We start from the raw sequence: 17205 nt of genomic DNA, 5'->3' as shown, positions 1-17205 counted from the left end.
AATGAAAAAGCACCCGTCACAGTGGACGCATCGAGAGAAATCTTTCTCCGCGTTCGTTACCGGTCCCTTATTGTCGTTTTGGCGTCAGCGACAAGAGCGCCAATTCGTCGGTAAAGATGGGGTGGTTATTCGCTACATGCGCATGACTGCCGCCTCGCATAAGAAGGCGATCTTTATTGTACCGGGCCGCTCGGAAAGCTATAGCAAATACCCAGAAGTGGTATGGGATCTGTTCAACTGTGGCTACGATATTTTTGTGATAGACCATCGTGGACAAGGCCTATCGGGAAGACTATTGGACGATCCACAGCTAGGGCATGTGGCACAGTTCTCGGATTACGTAGACGATTTAGAAACGTTATGTGAGTTGGAGTTGTCAGGGGGACGTTATCAGCAGACCTTTGCGCTCGCCCACTCCATGGGCGGGGCTATTGCGACCCTGTTGTCTCAGCGACATCCTTCCCTATTCACCGCAACGGCGCTGGTTGCCCCGATGTTCGGTATTGTCCTACCGATGCCCGAATGGGTGGTTGAGCGGATCCTAAATTGGACCGCCACACGACCGCATCTACGGGAAGGTTTTGCCTTTGGGACGGGGCGCTGGCATGCGACGCCGTTCGGCATAAATACGCTGACTCACAGCCGAGTGCGTTACCAACGTAGTCTACGGTGTTATGCCGATCAGCCAGGATTACAGCTGGGTGGACCCACCACGCACTGGGTGCGAGAGGCAATTTTAACCGGCCGATATATCGAGAGCATTGCCCCAGAGTTACACCATCCTGTACTGCTGCTGCAAGCCAGCGAGGATCAAGTGGTGGATAACCAAGCTCAGGACCGATTTTCGCTTGCGAGAAGCTTAGCGGGCTTCCCCTGTTATGGCGACCATCCACAGGTGATGGAAGGGGCGCGCCATGAAATTTTATTTGAAAAAGATGAGATCCGTGCCGAAGCCTTACAGAAGATCACGGAATATTTTTCAACCTTTAGTCGTTAATTTTACAGGTTCGAAAGGGTTTTCAACCTGTCCCCTTGAGAGGTCATCATGTACCAAATCGTTGCTTCTGATCTTGATGGGACGTTGCTCTCGCCAGAGCACTCCCTGACTGACTTTGCCGCTAAAACATTACAACGCGTTACCGAACAAGGCGTTTCCTTCGTCTTTGCGACCGGCCGCCACCATGTGGATGTGGGACAAATCCGTGAGAAACTCGGGATAGAGGCTTATATGATCACGTCAAATGGCGCACGTGTCCACGATATGGAAGGCAATCTCGTGTTTGCACACAATCTCGAAACTGCGATCGCCGAAGAGTTAATCTCGCTCCGCTATAACGATCCTGAGATCCTCACACAAATTTATCGAGATGATGAGTGGTTTATCGCCCGGGAAAGCCGTGATGAGGCCTCATTCTTTATGGAATCAGACTTCCGCTATCAGCTCTACAACCCAGCGGATTTCTCTGTTGAGGGGGTCAGTAAAGTCTTTTTCACCTGTAATGACCACCAGCATCTCGTTCAACTTGAAGAAGCACTAGTGTCCCGTTTTGGCGATCGCGTTAACGTCAGTTTCTCATTACCAATATGCCTAGAAGTAATGGCCGGTGGGGTGTCGAAAGGTCATGCGCTAGACAGTGTCTCGCGCCGCTTAGGTTACCGCCTTGAAGACTGTATCGCCTTTGGTGATGGCATGAACGATAAAGAGATGCTCAGTATGGCGGGTAAAGGCTGTATCATGGAAAACGGTCAACAGCGACTGAAAGACCTATTACCGGAGCTCGCCGTTATCGGCACTAATGGTCAAGATGCTGTGCCACATTATCTTCGTGAACTGTTTGCCGTTACGGAGTAATCGGGTAAAGGCTGCTGAGGGATCAGCAGCCTGCTAAGGTTACTCAGCCTGTGGATGACGGGCTAACCATGAGACGGCTTTATCGGGGAAGTCTGTGAATAACCCCGGAACATCGGCTTGTTGGTAAAGAATTTGGTATAACTCGTCGACGTTGCTGACATAGCTCGGCAGCTGATCCGCGCGAACGGTATAAGGATGGATGGGGAGCTTGTAGCGATGCGCTGCGGCAACCATCGGGGTTAAGCGGATATGGCCTGGTGTCGACTGTGCATCGATAAGCATATGATAATCAGGGCCAATGCCATCCACTGTTTTCGATAACTTCTCGATCCCCTCAGGAGTCATCATCCAATCGTAATCGTAATTACGCCAATGGCCATTTTGTAAGGTCTGCGTCTCGTTATCCTTGGTGTAAGCGATTAACTGTACCCGTTTGAGATCCATACCCAGTTGCGGCTCCAGCGTCTGTTTTATCCGTTGAAGCTCATCATAATCAAAACACTGTAACCACGCTTTATCCGTCGGTTTAGTATAACCATACTGTTTTAGGGTGATTAGCACGGCTTTACTGATATCTTTTCCCTCTTTGCGATGAAACCACGGTGATTTTATCTCGGTATAGATACCAATATTTTTACCCGTGGAGTGGTTAAGGCCTTGAATAAACTCCAGCTCTTCTGCCAGGGTATGGACGCGGAATTCCGAGCGATTCATCGTAAAGCGGCCAGGGTAATTCTGAACCTGTTTTTTACCTTCGAGATGAAAACCTTCGGTAAAGTGTAACTGCCTGATTTCCGCGAGAGTAAAGTCGATAGCGTAATAACGGCCATCTGCTCGATGGCGGTTTGGGAACTGCTGAGCGACATCGGTGACGCGATCTAAAAAGTGGTCGTGCAGTACGACGAGTTGGTCGTCGCGTGTCATCACCACATCTTGTTCAAGATAATCGGCACCTTGCGCGTAAGCCATCGCTTTAGCAGGTAGCGTGTGTTCGGGGAGATAGCCGCTTGCTCCGCGATGCGCAATGACCAGCTTATCCTCGCTGGCATGCGTCATAACGCTGCAGGTAAATAATGCCAGTCCAGTTAATAAATATTTCACTATCTTCTCCTAGTCATTCTGCAGCAGTATGCGTTTGTGTTTCTTTTCACTGATCGTTGTCAGCAGCAGCAGGAGCACGGCTAACACTGACCCGACTATCATGACGAGGAATCCACCGTCCCAGCCAAAGTAATCAACGGTGTAGCCCACGATAGCACTGGCAGCAACTGAGCCTCCTAAGTAGCCGAATAGGCCGGTAAATCCTGCAGCGGTGCCAGCGGCTTTTTTCGGTGCCAGTTCCAGTGCATGTAAACCGATTAGCATCACTGGGCCGTAGATGAGGAAGCCAATCACGGTCATACACGCCATGTCTACGCTCGGATTACCTGCGGGATTAAGCCAGTAAACGATGGTGGCTAGGGTGACCAAACTCATAAAGATAACGCCGGTGATCCCCCTATTCCCCTTAAAGACTTTATCGGAAACCCATCCGCACAATAGCGTTCCCGGAATGCCAGCATACTCATAAAAGAAGTAGGCCCAAGACGACTTATCTAAGGCGAAATGTTTGACTTCTTTCAGATAAGTGGGTGACCAATCGAGAATACCGTAACGCAGCAAATAGACGAAAACGTTCGCTAACGCGATGTACCATAGAAGCTTATTAGGCAGGATATATTGGCAAAAAATCTGTTTGGTGGTTAATTCAGTTTCACTCTCCGCACTGTAGTTTGCAGGGTAATCATTTTTATAGGCTTCAATGGGGGGTAATCCGCAGGATTGTGGGGTATCTCGCATCAGAACGAAGGCGATCAGGGCGATGATGATCGCCAAGAAAGCCGGCATATAAAACGCGGCTTTCCAATCACCGAACCACATCATGCCCAATAAAAAGAGTAAGGGGGGAATACCGCCCCCGACGTTATGCGCACAGTTCCATACCGAAACGATACCGCCACGCTCTTTTTGTGACCACCAATGCACCATGGTCCTGCCACAGGGTGGCCAGCCCATACCTTGGAACCAGCCACATAGAAACAGTAAGAAAAACATCACCATAATGCTTGAAGTAGCCCAAGGGATAAAGCCCATCATTAGCATTACCAGTGCGGCTAAGATTAGCCCCGCTGGCAAAAAATAGCGCGGATTCGAACGGTCAGAGACCGAGCCCATAATAAATTTGGAGAAACCGTAGGCGATAGAGATCCCAGAGAGGGCAAAGCCTAGGTCGCCACGGCTGAAGCCTTGTTCAACCAGCGAGGGGATAGCCAAAGCGAAATTTTTTCTGACTAAATAATAAGCGGCATAACCGAAGAAGATACCGATAAAAATCTGCCAACGTAGTCGGCGATAGGTGGGGTCAATAAGCTTATCAGCGAGTGGTACGGCATGTGCAGCCGGTCTAAATAGATTAAACATCGTCTTCTCCCTAATCGGATGGACACGAAAGTAAGGCTTCCGTGTGTGTAGGCCGCAAGGGTAACGATTATTGGGTCCAACAACGTTGACCTATCACACAAATGTTACAAAATATTTAAATAATTGTATTGGAGGGCTAAGCGGTGACCAAAGCGCCCGAGGCGTCCCTCACGAAAGGTAATTGTCGCGCGTGTTGCTGGGCATGTGTAATAAAGGCATCCAACATCGGTTGGCGATTCTCACCTTCCCGCGTTGCTGCATATAGACGGCTCCAGATACCGTTGTCTAGCGTTCGTGTCACCACTAACTTTTGCCGCTCAACATTTTCGACCACCCAGTGCGGTAAGGCCGCAATCCCCATATTGGCAGAAACCATCTGGATCAGTAGTAGGGTATTGTCGACGGTTTTTAAGGATGGACTCACGCCAGCCGGTTGCAGAAAATGCCGCCAGATATCCATACGCTGGCGCTGTACGGGATAGATAAGCAGCGTCTCATCGGTCAAATCTTCCGGTAATATCACCGCCTTGGTCGCTAAAGGATGACCCACGGCAACGACCAGTCTTACCTCAAAATCAAAGAGTGGGGTGTAGTGTAGTCCACTCTTTGGCAAAATATCGGAGGTTAATACGAGGTCTAATTCACCTTGCTGTAAAGCCGGTTGTGGATCGAAAGTCACCCCTGATGCGAATTCGACGGAAACCTGTGGCCACTGTTCGCGAAAGCTGTTTAACGCTGGAGTCATCCATTGAATACAGCTGTGACATTCTATCGCAATGCGTAACGTCGTTTGCTGTGGGGCTTGGCACGCTTGTAGCGCCTGGTGCACCTGCGGTAGTACGCTATCAGCCAGTTGTAATAATACTTCGCCCTGCCGCGTAAAACGTAGCGGCTGACTCTTACGTATAAAAAGCTTAAAGCCTAAACGCTGCTCGATATCACTAAACTGATGGGAGAGGGCTGACTGAGTTTGATGCAAATAAGCGGCTGCCGCGGCTAATGATCCCGTCTGCTTCAATGCCTGCAGTGTTTTCAGATGCTTAATCTCAATCATGGTGTGCCTTAAGGGGAGAAATCATCACTTTATTTATTTAGCAGGTAATGTACTGATTATTATCAGGCGTGTAAACATCTGGATGGCTAAACATCTATGTTATTTTTCTTCAATTTGATCACGCATTTTTTTCATCACCTAATAAATGGATGGCGACTTAGCGTGGCTGCGTAGAATTGCTTCGCCGAACGCCTTACTGATCTTGACGTTGAGTCATTGATTACCTAGATTTTAATGAGTGTATTAATAAGGATGCTGGGAAGGGCGCTTCGACAGGACCTCAGCAAGGTAATCAGAACGAAGGAGCAGTGACTGCACGATGAAAAAGAATGATGTCTTACTCGGTCAAGCCGCACGAGCCCATCACTTAGAGTGGGAAACCTATCTTATGTGGGCGGCGGATAGCTTTAAGCTGAACCATAACGCGACTCGGTTGGAAGGTAACGCCCTTGCCAAGTTGATTCAGGTAGTATCGCCACACGTCGCCCATGATGACCTCGAACAGCTCGAATCCTTTGAAGAGTACGAGTACCCTAATGAGATAGGTCCCAGTGTGTATGATATCCATGGGGCGTGTCTCGCCGATATCGATTGGATGGCCGATCGGTTGGATAAGGTACTGTAATACCCCACCTTAGCTTAATGCGGGGCATCCTGGTTAGCGAGGATAAGTCGCTCTAGCGGCGGGTGCTGCATGCCATGACATTTCCTTTCTTACAGGCAAGTGTGGCGTACTGGCGCGCTTTAGGCAGATTTTTATCTACCCCACGCCCATACCGATAAAGGTTCGATAAGTAAAGATAAGAGGTTGCATCGCCCAGGTCAGCCCCTTGTTGATAAAGCTCGCGCGCGCGCGTGAGATCTTGCGGGACCGCATAACCGTTCTCAAACATATGCCCCAGTGCGCTGTAGGCAGCAGGCTGTTTCAACCCCGTTCCTAACTGGTAGTAACGCAAGGCTTGCGAGTAATAGTTGCTACCGCGCATTTCATACATCGTTCCCGCGGCCAAACAGGCTTCCCCCTGTTGAGACTCACAGCCCTTAATATGTTGGTCGAGTTCCGCTTGCTGTGCATAAGGGGTGGCTGGCGAGGATGAGGAAAAATAATCCACAAATCGATGGTAAGTGCTGCAGCCCGACAGGGTTAATGCCAATGCTGCCAGAGTGGCAGGAATCAATACTTTCATAGGCCCTCTCATTCAATATAGTGCCCTCAAAGAGTGACTCCCTGAGGGAAAGTGAAAAGAGTGTACGCCGATAATCACTTGGGGGCTTTGCGCCTAACTCCGAAAGAGCGGCTTATCGCTGTAAAAGGACATTTTACGTTAAGTGCCCACGTATCGTGACTTCTCGGTCTTCAGGCACTTCATTATAGGACAGGACGAACAGTTCGGTTGAAAAAGAACGCGCATAGCGGGCGAGCAGGGGACGCAATGCTGGCGGTACGATCAATACAGGCGGTAAGTTTTCGGCCTTCATTTGCTGAGTAATCAACGGCATATTGGTTTGTAGCTGAGATAACAAATGCGGATCGAGAGGAATGTTATCTAACTCTTTATTTCCCGAGGCTTGCTGCGCCCTTAATAGGAGATTCTCCAGCTCATCACTAAGCGTGAATACCGCGAGTTGTGGCCGATTTTTGTTGATCCCTTGCATAATCTGTCGACGCAATGCATATCGCACATCGGCGGCGAGAAGGAGTGGGTCTTTAGTAACTTGATGACCCAGTAACAACGCTGTGGCGATGGTCACAATATCTTTTAAACTCACGCCATCAAGAAGTAGCGTACGGTAAATACGTAGTTGTTGCGCATAGCTGAGGGCTTGCTGCAGGTCATCGCTCAAACGAGGGGCTTGTGCGGCTAAACGTTTATGCAGTTGGGTAATATCGTCATATTGAAACAGTTCTGGCAGGTGAAGTTTCGCCACTTTATTGACATGGGTAGCAATGACACTGGCACAGTCAACCACTTGATAGCCAAAGCGTAAGGCTTGGCTTTTTTGTGTTGGGTCAATCCAGACAGCGGACATCCCATAAGCGGGATCAGTGCCGAGAATGCCGTCAAGCTCACCGTAAATTTCATTACTGGCCAGCGCCATGAGCTTATCGGCATAGACTTCCCCCGTCGCGGCCTGGATGCCTTGCACTGTAATGCTGTATTGGGTGGGTTTTAAGCGGAAGTTTTCTCTTACCTGAATTTCAGGAAGCAACATGCCACTGTTTTCAGATAGAATCTGCCGTACCCCGGTAATACGTTGCGAGAGCAAGCTCCCCTGTGCTGGATCAATCAGCGTCACCAGCTTATACCCCAAGTTTAGGCCGAGCGCCTCGGTCTGGGTAAGACTCTCCCAATCGACTGACGGAGGCTGAACCTCAAGATGACGGTCAATCTCGGCGGTGGGCATGACCTTCGCCGCCGCGATACGTTTCGACTGACGCCATGCAGTAAAGGCCAATAAGAGGGTGAAACTTAAAAAAGCGATATGCGGCATGCCGGGCACCAAGGCCATGACAAACATGATGCCGGCTACCGTATAAAGAACTGTGGGTTGGGCGAGTAGCTGCTCGCGAACTTCGTGGCGTATATCTTGCCCATCACTCACACGGGTAACGATGATTGCAGCCGCCGTCGAGAGAAGTAGCGAAGGAAGCTGTGCAACCAGGCCATCACCGATGGTCAGTAACACATATTGTTGGAACGCTTGGCTGGCATCGAGATGGTATTTCACCATCCCAATCATGATCCCGCCGACCATGTTAATCAGCAGTATTAACATCCCTGCTATAGCGTCACCGCGGACAAACTTCGACGCACCGTCCATCGAACCGTAAAAATCAGCCTCTCGGGTCACTTCCGCGCGTCGCTCACGAGCCTGTGTTTGCGTGATGGCTCCGGCATTCAATTCGGCATCGATAGCCATCTGTTTTCCGGGCATGGCATCGAGGGTAAAACGAGCCGATACCTCAGAAATCCGTTCAGCCCCTTTGGTGATGACCACAAAGTTAACAATCATCAGAATAATGAAAACCACTAAACCGACCACAAAATCGCCGCCGATCACCACTTGACCGAAGGCCTCGATCACTTTACCGGCTGCACCTTCTCCCTCATGCCCGTGCAGCAAGACCACCCGAGTCGAGGCAACGTTCAATGATAGCCGTAGCAAGGTAGTGATTAACAGTAAGGTCGGGAAGATACTAAAATCGAGCGGCCGTTGCGCATTGACTGACACGAGCAGTATCAGGATGGCCAGCACGATATTGAAGGTAAATAGGCAATCGAGAACCAAAGGACTTAAAGGCAAAATTACCATCGACAGTACCGATAAAAGCAGGATCGGTAGGCCTAATGGAAACTTTTTGGCAGCGTTTATCCATGGCGTGAGTTGGAATTTATTCACTAAATTGTCCTTCGGCTGGCAGCGTTAAGGTTTTATTTATTTTTGGTTTTTGTAATGTGTGATCTTCCCGCCAACGGCGTAACTGCATGACATAGGTCAAGACATGGGCGATGGCCTGATAGAGCTGATGGGGAATTTGTTGATTCACTCGTGTTGAGGCGTATACCGCACGAGCCAATGGCGGAAACTCGACCACCTCAATCGCATGCTCTTGCCCCAACTGCCGGATAAACAGCGCGAGATCATCGATACCTTTCGCGACGACATAGGGGGCGGCGGCGGCTTGCGGATCATATTTTAACGCCACAGCATAATGAGTAGGATTCGTAATAATTACATTGGCTTGCGGGACGCTTTGACGTAATTGACCTTGGGCTATCTGCCGCTGTAGCTGGCGTAAACGCCCTTTAATCTGCGGGTTACCTTCTGTGTTTTTAAATTCGTCTTTGACTTCTTGGCGGCTCATGCGCATCTTACGCTGGAATTGGTAGCGGCTTAATGGCCACTCAACCAGCGCAAAGCCCACCATCAGTACCACAAAATAACCAAAAAGCTTCACTGCTAACAGCAGTCCCGTGGAGAGTACCGTTGGCCAGCTTAGGCGAGACAGCAACATGATCTCAGGCAGGGCATGGCGCAGCAGGATGACTAACATCACCAAGATGATGATACTCTTCACCATCACCTTACTTAACTCGATCAGGTTATCTAAGGCGACAAGGCGTGCAATCCCCGTAAGGGGATTGAGGCGTTTAATATCGGGCAGTAGCTTAGGCAGGCTAAAGATCCACCCGCCGCTAAAGAGCGCGATTACGCTTCCGGCCAAGGGCACGATACAAAAACTGAGCACTATCATTAGTACGGTATGCAGGCCGCTACCCACTAAGGAGAGTAATTCCTCGTTTGAATACGGGGCGACCCGGTACTGGGGGAGGCGCTGAAATAATTCAGCAATCAGGTGCCAATACCATGGCGTTAACAGTATTAAGGTGGCGAAGGCGACCGCTAAGGACGCCGCAGAGGAGAGCTCTTTCGCACGGCCAGTATCCCCTTTTTCACGTGCCTTTTTGAGTTTGTTCGGGGTCGCTTTTTCCGTTTTATCGCTGGTTTGAGACATTGGCCCCTCGCAACAGATCGAACTGGTGAATAATTTGGTTGGTCAACGATAGGTAATGTTCAGACAAGGATGGGATCAATAAAACAATACTGACAATACCGGCCAAGGTTGCGAGCGGAAAGCCTAGCGAGAATAAATTAAGGCTTGGCGAAACCTTGTTGAGTAAGCCAAATACGCCTTGGATGAGCAACATAATGATCGTCGAAGGTAGTGCAATAATTACCGCTGCAGAGATAATCCAGCCAAAACTACTGATCAGCACCTGTAAGCTGGGCCAACTTAAGGCAGCGCCGATAGGCCAATAGATAAAGCCTTTGTATAAGAGAGTGATCAGCAGTAAGTGCCCGTTTGCCGCGAAGAAAATCAGGATCGCCGTTAAGTTGAATAATTGTGCGACCAAGGTATTACTTGTGCCATTCACCGGATCGTTCTGCACTGCCATCGATAAGCCCATATTCATCGCAATAATTTGCCCTGCCGTTTGTAACGACGAGAAGGCGAACTGCAGCAGTTGACCAAAAATCGCCCCCCAGCCGATCTGTTCTGCGACAAGTATCAACAGAGTGGTCGAAAGTAGTGGGGGTAAAGGGGGGAGCGTGAGTAATGGGCCGATAAGCGCGGTGAGCACGAGAGAGAGGAGCAACCGAACTTTTCGCGAGATCAGCGCGCTTTCGGCGAGGGGGCTGAACTGTAAAAAGGCGAGTATGCGCACCCAAGGCAATAATAGGGTAAGGAGATGACTGTAGAAGCCCGTTAAGTCCAACATGCTGCTATCCAGTCAGGGAACCCGCTTGATGGAACAATAACTCAGTAAAATCGATCAATTTGATCAATATCCACTTCCCCGCGACGATTAATACTAGGAGTGTCACCACTAAGCGCGGTAGAAAACTCAGCGTCTGTTCGTTAATTTGTGTCGCCGCTTGAAAGATACTGACACAGAGGCCGACGACGAGACCGGGCAAGATAATGACGGCTGAAATGAGCAGAACCAGTTGAATGGCACCTCCCATCTGATCGCTAATACTATCCAGCGTAAACATCTTAAAACCCCTGAATACTGTGTGTAAGCGTACCGGTAATTAATGTCCACCCATCACATAAAACAAACAGCAGCAGTTTAAAGGGTAAGGAGACGACCATAGGCGATAGCATCATCATCCCCATCGCCATCAAAATACTCGAGACGATCAGATCGATAACCAAGAAAGGCAGATAGATCATAAAACCAATCTGGAAGGCGGTTTTAAGCTCACTCAGCAGATAAGCGGGGGTGATGATTGTAAGATCTTGATCTTCGGGATTACCGCTTACTTTTGCGATACTCATAATCTGCGCGAGCGCCGGTTTACTGGTCTGCGCGAGCATAAATTTCTTCAAAGGGTCACTGGCGCGCTGCAGGGCATCGGTTAATGAAATCTGTTGTGCTTGATAAGGCTGAAAGGCCTGTTGATTGATGGTGGTCCAAACCGGACGCATCACCAACAAGGTAAGACATAATGCGATACCCGTGAGGACTTTGTTTGGCGGCGTTTGCTGTAACCCTAATGCTTGGCGCAAAATCGCTAACACAATAATAAAGCGGGTAAAACTGGTCATCATCAACACCATGATCGGCAATAAACCGAGCAGGGTCATCAGCACTAGCACTTCAATATTGACACTATATTGCTGTGAACCATTGGCCGCTTGTGTACCGAACAGGGTTAATCCCGGTTCGGCGGCAAAGAGTGTGGCAGAGGCTAACAGCCCGATACTGGCTATAAAGCAACCAGCTTTGGCAGTCAGCTTCATGAGGTCAGATCACTCAACGATTGTCCAGTAAACTCGATAATACGTAGGCCATACTTGTCATTTACCACCACGACCTCGGCTTTACCAAACAGCACGCCGTTAACTTTTAAATCAAGCGGCTCTCCTGCCATCTTATTTAATTCAATGACTGAACTGTTATCGATCGCCAATAACTCGGCGAGGGAGACATTCACCGAGGCCACTTCAAGCGTTAAGGTGAGGGGAATTCGGTTAAAAAGCTGCCGTTTACGCTCATCTGCTTTTTGTTGTGCGTAGTCGGCAGTTGAGGCGGGATCTGCCACTTGCGGGCCAAGATCGTCCAAGTGAATATCGTCCAAATTAAACGCGGACGGCGTCGTATTATTGTCGTAGTTCATACTGCGTTACCTGGTGTAATGATCAATAAAATCTGACAAGACGAGCTGACCTTGATGCTCAGAAACTTTAGCTTGGAAGAGGACTTCATCACCCAAAATAACTGGCACTGACTCATTCAGAAAAATAGGCAAAACCTCTTCAACCTGTAAGGCCAGTAGACGTTCCAGCGTTGTTTCAACACTGGCCAGCTGAGCCGTTAAGGTAAAGGGAACCCGCCGTAATTGCCGCTCCAACTGGTCGCCGGATAGCGTCGTGTGCACAGGCTGTCCATTTTCTTGGCGTAAACCACTTAACATCTGATCAATCAGTTGATGATCAAAATGTAACGTGATGACACCTTGTGGGTAGCCGCGAAGTTGAAAGGAGAGAGACCAAGCCCAATGGCTGTGCTGCTGGTTATGATGAGGCTGTAAGCTAATAGGTAACCCAACCACCTCGGGCGTTAAAAATATTTGACTGATCTCATCCCCAAGCCGCTCTTGTAACCGTAACTCTGTCTGAGTGATCTCATTCGTTTCGTTCAGGTCAGCGCTATCGGTGACGCCATAAAAGTCATTTAATAATGTTAGTAATAAAGATCGGTCTATTTCGAAGGCTATTTTTCCGGCAGAGCAGGAATAAAGTTGGTGGCATTTCTTATTTTCTTCAATAGAAAAAGTAATGTTAGCTAGCGAAGTATTAATTCTGAATTTATTCAAAAAATAACGACTGACGCTCACATCGAAATTATCATAATTTTTATTAAAATGTTCTGCGAGCTTATGCCAAGGCTTGCCGAGCTGACTGACCGCCAGAGGCAGCACATTATCCTCCCCGTCAATGTTTAGTTTTTTCAGTGTATCTTTAGCGAAAACCATGTTCTGTCCGGCGTTCTGATGCTGTATCTGATAAGCAATACTAAGCATTTCGTAAGGAATTATTAAGAATATTATGAGATATTGGTTGCGGCTTGCAAGGGTTTTGTTTAGATTTGTATCAGAAGATTCCTGAAAGTTGATCTAAAAAAAATCAGTTTTCGCTTAAAAATACGGCGATATCGGGTAATAAGACCTATTTATGAATAAAATATCGCCAATAATAATAAATTATAAACAAGAAAAGCGTCCTCTCACGTAGGGGTTTGCCTATAAATCGAACAGATAAATTTGTCATTGTTAATTTCAAATATAAATAAAAATTATCAAAACATTTACTTTACACTTGGGAAATATCAATGAGTACTTATTCTTCTGGGATAAATACTGCTGATGCTGATCTTATTTCATGCGCTGCAAAGAGTATCGACACTTTACGCCTAGCTGAAAAAATAGCCAAGGTGAGTGTGCCTGTTCTGATTTACGGTGAATCGGGCACCGGTAAAGAGTGTATTGCTCGTTACATCCATCGACAACAATTCGGCGCAGCGGCCTCCGCACCCTATATCGGCGTTAACTGTGCGGCCATCCCCGAAAGTCTATTAGAAGCTACCTTGTTTGGTTATGAGAAGGGCGCCTTTACGGGGGCTGTTCAAACCATGCCCGGCAAATTCGAACAAGCGAACGGTGGAACCTTACTCCTCGATGAAATTGGGGATATGCCTCTATCACTGCAAGTTAAGCTACTGAGAGTCTTGCAAGAGCAGGAAGTCGAGCGGCTGGGAAGCACTCGGCGTATTAAGCTTAACGTCAGAGTGATTGCTGCGACACATCAAGATATTCCGCTCGCGGTGAAAGAAGGGCGGTTTCGGCAAGATCTTTTCTATCGACTCGCCGTTTTACCCATTACCATTGCGCCGCTACGCGAACGTCCTGAAGATATTCTGCCTTTAGTGAATCATTTTATGCAGAAGTATCGGGCATTTACCTCATCAGAGATTACGGTTCCTGCCTCGGTTAGACAGGCATTACTGAGCTATGACTGGCCCGGCAATGTTCGAGAACTGGAAAATTAAGTGCAGCGCGGTCTGATCCTCTGCCAGGGCGCTAGCCTGACCAGTGAAGATCTTGGACTACCTGAGACGTGTCCACCGCAAACAATATCGACTAGCGGGGTCGACAGTATTCCGGCAATTAGAGACTTAGGTAAGCAGGTGGAACAACAATATGTGTTGGATGTCCTCAAACAGTTTAACGGCAACAAAACGTTGACCGCCGAAAAGCTTGGCATTACGCCACGAGCGTTACGTTACCGCCTTAGCTCAATGCGTCAAGCCGGTTTATGTCGTTAATTCCCTTGGAGGAATGGATAAATGAGTATTGATCCCACCTTTTCACTATTTTCCCCCGCCCTTCAGGGGGGAGAACGTTTCCCGCAAACCCCGGTTATGCCAGCAAATCATACTAACGAAAGCTTTCAGTCGGTACTGGCTGACGCGATTGGACAGGTGAATCAATTGCAGGTCGCGGCAAGTGAACAGCAGCAAGCGATCAACGCCGGTCAAAGCGACGATTTGGCGGGGGCAATGGTAGCCAGCCAACAAGCAAATATTAGCTTTAGTGCGTTATTGCAAGTGCGCAACAAGTTGACGAGTGCGCTAGACGATATCTTAAATACCCCTCTCTGATGCGGAGCCATCATGTTTGATTCATTTAGCGCGTGGTTTGCAAAACGCAATCTCACCCTAGAGTTATTAAAAAAACCGTGGGTACTTGCCAGCGCCGGGGGGGTGTTAACCCTGATTATCGTCGCGACATTATGGCGTGGCCAGGTAGATTATGTCCCGTTGTACGGCGCTCATCAGCGCGTCCCCAATGATGCTGTCGCCAGTGCATTAGCCGCGGAACAGATCGATTTTCGTGTTAATCCTGATAATGGCCAAGTACTAGTTGCCGATAAACTGTTAGCTCGAGCTAGGATGGTTTTGGCGAGTAAGAATATCCAGCCGATCGTAGCGCCCGGTTTCGAGCTAATGGATAAAGATGAAGTCCTGGGGGCCAGCCAATATATCCAAAATATCCGCTATCAACGTGGGTTAGAGGGAGAGTTGGCTCGCAGTATTATGTCACTGCAAGGGGTTGAGGAGGCTCGGGTACATCTGGGGATTCAAGCCGAAAGCGGTTTTGTACTGTCCACTCAACCGGCAAGCAGTGCCTCAGTATTGGTGACCTTGGCACCTGGTATTCGTTTAACCGGCCAGCAAGTTCGGGCGATAACTCAGCTGGTGGCCGGCAGTGTTCCAGGATTAACGGCGAGTAATATTCATATTGTCGACCAAACTGGCGCACTACTGAATGAAGCCACGCAAGATACCGCCAGTCTCTCACCGGATAGTATTCGTAGCATTAGCCAACCTATTACTCAGAACTTAACGCAACTGCTTGATTCAGCCGTCGGGCAAAAGAATTACCGTGTCACGGTGATGCCAGAGATCGATTTTCGTCGTACTGAAGAAACCCAAGAGACCTATCAAGGCGATCCCAAGGTACTCGAAGAGCAAGTCAACAATGATAGCAGCGATCAAGCGGCGGCAACTGGCGTACCAGGCACCTTAAGCAATCGCCCCACCACTGAGACATCAAATAGCGCAGAACCGCAGAAATCCCAACGTTCCGTTAGCCAAACGCAACGTAAATACGCCTACGACCACCAAATTAAACATATTAACTATCCGGTTCAACAATTGGCCAGATTACAGATTGCGGTGGCATTGAACACGGGCACTGAGTCGGTCGCTAAAATGTCGGAAAGCCAGCTGGATCAACTTAAAAGCTTGCTTGAAAATGCCGCCGGACTGGACGCTAAGCGGGGTGATACCTTAACCCTTGATAAGCTTGCCTTTATCGTTCCTGCCCCCCTGTCCGTTCCCACCCTAAGCTGGTGGCAACAACCGGATATCCAATTTTGGGCGATTTGGGGAGGGGTCGGCGCCGTCGTGATTTTGATGATCCTCTTTGTTCTACGTCCGGTGATGAAAACCGTTGTGGGCACGCGATCAGGGCCCTTAGCCAAGGATAGTGTCGTTAATGCCGACCAAACGGCGGCGGTGGGAGGTGAAAAACATCAATTTGAAAATGAAGCCGACCTGCCCCCTCGTGCATCGGGCATCGAAGATAAAGTAAGTTATTTACAACAGCTGGCGGCGAATGAAACTGACCGCGTGGCTGAAGTGATCAAACAGTGGATAAACAGCAATGACCGATCCCGCGACAACGTCTAACGTCTCCTTGCTTACCCGACAACGTAACAGTGTCGAGCAGGCCGCCATCCTTCTGCTGAGTATTGGCGAGGATGCCGCTTCGCAGGTGATGCAAAAGCTCTCCCGAGAGGAGGTGATTGTATTGAGTGAAACGATGGCACGACTACAGGGTGTTAAAGTGTCGCAGGCCCATCAGGCGCTCAATCACTTCTTCGACGATTACCGTCAGCAAAGTGGTATCCATGGCGGATCGCGCGCTTATTTACAGACTATTTTGCAAAAATCACTGGGCCAAGAGATCGCGACCAGCGTGATGAACCATATCTACGGCGATGCGATACGCTACCGTATGGCACGGTTACAGTGGGTAGATACCTCACAGCTGTCGGCCTTAATTAGCCAAGAACATGTTCAACTGCAAGCGATCTTTTTAGCCTTTCTTCCCCCCGATGTGGCGGCTGACGTTCTGGCGATGCAACCCCACGCGCAGCAAGATAACATCCTGTTCAAGATTGCGCGGCTAGACGACATTAACCGCGATGTGATTGCCGAACTGGATCGGTTGATCGAACGCGGGATTACTACGATCTCCGAACATGGCTCCCGCATTACCGGCGCACGCCATGCGGCTAATATCATTAATCGTCTGCCGGCGCAGCAGAACCAATTACTCGCGCAGATGAAACAGCAGGATGCTGACTTATTCAAGGCACTCGAAGACCAAATGTATGAATTCTTCATCTTGAGCCGTCAAAGCGAAGAGACCTTACAGCGTCTGTTTGAAGAGGTTTCGCTTGAAGAGTGGGCCATCGCATTGAAAGGTGCCGAGCCGGTACTGCGTGATGCAGTGTTCAGCATCATGCCTAAACGCCAAGTGGGGCAATTGGAACAAACCTCAACGCGATTAGGGCCGATCCCTATCAGCCGAATTGAACAGGTACGGCGGGATATTATGGCGACACTTCGCCAACTAGCGGAAGAGGGTGAAATTACCATCCAAATGTACGCCGAGCGTACGGTCGAATAGTGGATAG

The 17205-nt window shown here is 49.0% G+C and carries 17 protein-coding genes and 1 pseudogene; 7 read left to right on the top strand and 11 right to left on the bottom strand.

What is annotated here, in order from left to right; genetic code table 11:
- Window position 1: 1 nt before the first annotated feature.
- Window positions 2-997, top strand: coding sequence for a lysophospholipase L2 (gene pldB, locus MKR94_RS07850; protein ID WP_241646420.1), 996 nt, complete (start codon window positions 2-4; stop codon window positions 995-997).
- A 48-nt stretch (window positions 998-1045) separates the two neighbouring features.
- Window positions 1046-1852 (top strand): sugar/pyridoxal phosphate phosphatase YigL, encoded by an 807-nt coding sequence (yigL, locus tag MKR94_RS07845; RefSeq protein WP_241646419.1) that lies wholly within the window; start codon window positions 1046-1048, stop codon window positions 1850-1852.
- 39 nt (window positions 1853-1891) lie between these two features.
- Here the strand turns inward: yigL and glpQ are convergent, their stop codons facing one another.
- The 3 genes from glpQ to metR form a co-directional block, all read right to left on the bottom strand.
- Window positions 1892-2956, bottom strand: a complete 1065-nt coding sequence (gene glpQ, locus MKR94_RS07840) for a glycerophosphodiester phosphodiesterase (RefSeq protein WP_422047515.1) — start codon at window positions 2954-2956, stop codon at window positions 1892-1894.
- Window positions 2957-2962: 6 nt separating this feature from the next.
- Window positions 2963-4312: a glycerol-3-phosphate transporter gene (gene glpT, locus MKR94_RS07835; protein ID WP_241646418.1), complete on the bottom strand. Its 1350-nt coding sequence runs from the start codon at window positions 4310-4312 to the stop codon at window positions 2963-2965.
- 136 nt (window positions 4313-4448) lie between these two features.
- Window positions 4449-5366, bottom strand: a complete 918-nt coding sequence (metR, locus tag MKR94_RS07830; RefSeq protein WP_241646417.1) for an HTH-type transcriptional regulator MetR — start codon at window positions 5364-5366, stop codon at window positions 4449-4451.
- Between the two features lie 319 nt (window positions 5367-5685).
- Between metR and MKR94_RS07825 the strand changes: the two genes are divergently transcribed.
- On the top strand, window positions 5686-5991 hold the full coding sequence (locus MKR94_RS07825; RefSeq protein WP_241646416.1) for a hypothetical protein: 306 nt from the start codon (window positions 5686-5688) through the stop codon (window positions 5989-5991).
- Window positions 5992-6043: 52 nt separating this feature from the next.
- Here MKR94_RS07825 and MKR94_RS07820 read toward each other — a convergent pair whose 3' ends face one another.
- From MKR94_RS07820 to MKR94_RS07785, 8 genes are all read right to left on the bottom strand, one after another.
- Complete coding sequence (locus tag MKR94_RS07820) at window positions 6044-6553, bottom strand: tetratricopeptide repeat protein (RefSeq protein ID WP_241646415.1); 510 nt, start codon at window positions 6551-6553, stop codon at window positions 6044-6046.
- Between the two features lie 133 nt (window positions 6554-6686).
- Complete coding sequence (locus tag MKR94_RS07815; protein WP_338328012.1) at window positions 6687-8768, bottom strand: flagellar biosynthesis protein FlhA; 2082 nt, start codon at window positions 8766-8768, stop codon at window positions 6687-6689.
- Complete coding sequence (gene flhB / locus MKR94_RS07810) at window positions 8761-9885, bottom strand: flagellar biosynthesis protein FlhB (RefSeq protein ID WP_241646414.1); 1125 nt, start codon at window positions 9883-9885, stop codon at window positions 8761-8763. The genes MKR94_RS07815 and flhB overlap by 8 nt, the downstream gene beginning before the upstream one ends.
- Window positions 9866-10651, bottom strand: a complete 786-nt coding sequence (locus MKR94_RS07805) for a flagellar biosynthetic protein FliR (RefSeq protein ID WP_241646413.1) — start codon at window positions 10649-10651, stop codon at window positions 9866-9868. The genes flhB and MKR94_RS07805 overlap by 20 nt, the downstream gene beginning before the upstream one ends.
- A 4-nt stretch (window positions 10652-10655) precedes the next feature.
- Window positions 10656-10928 (bottom strand): flagellar biosynthesis protein FliQ, encoded by a 273-nt coding sequence (gene fliQ, locus MKR94_RS07800; protein ID WP_048911218.1) that lies wholly within the window; start codon window positions 10926-10928, stop codon window positions 10656-10658.
- Window position 10929: 1 nt separating this feature from the next.
- Window positions 10930-11679, bottom strand: coding sequence for a flagellar type III secretion system pore protein FliP (gene fliP / locus MKR94_RS07795; RefSeq protein ID WP_241646412.1), 750 nt, complete (start codon window positions 11677-11679; stop codon window positions 10930-10932).
- Window positions 11676-12056: a FliM/FliN family flagellar motor switch protein gene (locus MKR94_RS07790; RefSeq protein ID WP_241646411.1), complete on the bottom strand. Its 381-nt coding sequence runs from the start codon at window positions 12054-12056 to the stop codon at window positions 11676-11678. The genes fliP and MKR94_RS07790 overlap by 4 nt, the downstream gene beginning before the upstream one ends.
- A gap of 6 nt (window positions 12057-12062) precedes the next feature.
- Complete coding sequence (locus MKR94_RS07785; protein ID WP_241646410.1) at window positions 12063-12860, bottom strand: FliM/FliN family flagellar motor switch protein; 798 nt, start codon at window positions 12858-12860, stop codon at window positions 12063-12065.
- Between the two features lie 410 nt (window positions 12861-13270).
- On the opposite strand from MKR94_RS07785, the pseudogene MKR94_RS07780 reads away from it, so the two are divergent.
- From MKR94_RS07780 to MKR94_RS07765, 4 genes and pseudogenes are all read left to right on the top strand, one after another.
- Window positions 13271-14263 (top strand): annotated as a pseudogene (locus tag MKR94_RS07780) (sigma-54 interaction domain-containing protein).
- Window positions 14264-14284: 21 nt separating this feature from the next.
- Window positions 14285-14599, top strand: a complete 315-nt coding sequence (gene fliE, locus MKR94_RS07775) for a flagellar hook-basal body complex protein FliE (protein WP_214217909.1) — start codon at window positions 14285-14287, stop codon at window positions 14597-14599.
- Window positions 14600-14611: 12 nt separating this feature from the next.
- Window positions 14612-16192, top strand: a complete 1581-nt coding sequence (gene fliF, locus MKR94_RS07770) for a flagellar basal-body MS-ring/collar protein FliF (protein ID WP_241646409.1) — start codon at window positions 14612-14614, stop codon at window positions 16190-16192.
- On the top strand, window positions 16167-17198 hold the full coding sequence (locus MKR94_RS07765; RefSeq protein WP_241646408.1) for a FliG C-terminal domain-containing protein: 1032 nt from the start codon (window positions 16167-16169) through the stop codon (window positions 17196-17198). The genes fliF and MKR94_RS07765 overlap by 26 nt, the downstream gene beginning before the upstream one ends.
- Window positions 17199-17205 lie beyond the last annotated feature (7 nt).

It is taken from the genome of Rosenbergiella metrosideri (assembly GCF_022602565.1).
Taxonomy (GTDB): Bacteria; Pseudomonadota; Gammaproteobacteria; order Enterobacterales; family Enterobacteriaceae; genus Rosenbergiella; species Rosenbergiella metrosideri.
Note: the sequence above shows the minus strand (reverse complement) of the source record. Positions and strands in the feature narration are given on the sequence as shown.

Coding starts and splice junctions, on each gene's coding strand:
- MKR94_RS07765 (WP_241646408.1), top strand. CDS start 16,167: ATGACCGATCCCGCGACAACGTCTAACGTCTCCTTGCTTACCCGACAA.
- MKR94_RS07820 (WP_241646415.1), bottom strand. CDS start 6,553: ATGAAAGTATTGATTCCTGCCACTCTGGCAGCATTGGCATTAACCCTG.
- pldB (WP_241646420.1), top strand. CDS start 2: ATGAAAAAGCACCCGTCACAGTGGACGCATCGAGAGAAATCTTTCTCC.
- MKR94_RS07825 (WP_241646416.1), top strand. CDS start 5,686: ATGAAAAAGAATGATGTCTTACTCGGTCAAGCCGCACGAGCCCATCAC.
- fliF (WP_241646409.1), top strand. CDS start 14,612: ATGTTTGATTCATTTAGCGCGTGGTTTGCAAAACGCAATCTCACCCTA.
- MKR94_RS07790 (WP_241646411.1), bottom strand. CDS start 12,056: ATGAACTACGACAATAATACGACGCCGTCCGCGTTTAATTTGGACGAT.
- MKR94_RS07805 (WP_241646413.1), bottom strand. CDS start 10,651: ATGTTGGACTTAACGGGCTTCTACAGTCATCTCCTTACCCTATTATTG.
- metR (WP_241646417.1), bottom strand. CDS start 5,366: ATGATTGAGATTAAGCATCTGAAAACACTGCAGGCATTGAAGCAGACG.
- flhB (WP_241646414.1), bottom strand. CDS start 9,885: ATGTCTCAAACCAGCGATAAAACGGAAAAAGCGACCCCGAACAAACTC.
- fliQ (WP_048911218.1), bottom strand. CDS start 10,928: ATGTTTACGCTGGATAGTATTAGCGATCAGATGGGAGGTGCCATTCAA.
- fliE (WP_214217909.1), top strand. CDS start 14,285: ATGAGTATTGATCCCACCTTTTCACTATTTTCCCCCGCCCTTCAGGGG.
- glpT (WP_241646418.1), bottom strand. CDS start 4,312: ATGTTTAATCTATTTAGACCGGCTGCACATGCCGTACCACTCGCTGAT.
- yigL (WP_241646419.1), top strand. CDS start 1,046: ATGTACCAAATCGTTGCTTCTGATCTTGATGGGACGTTGCTCTCGCCA.
- fliP (WP_241646412.1), bottom strand. CDS start 11,679: ATGAAGCTGACTGCCAAAGCTGGTTGCTTTATAGCCAGTATCGGGCTG.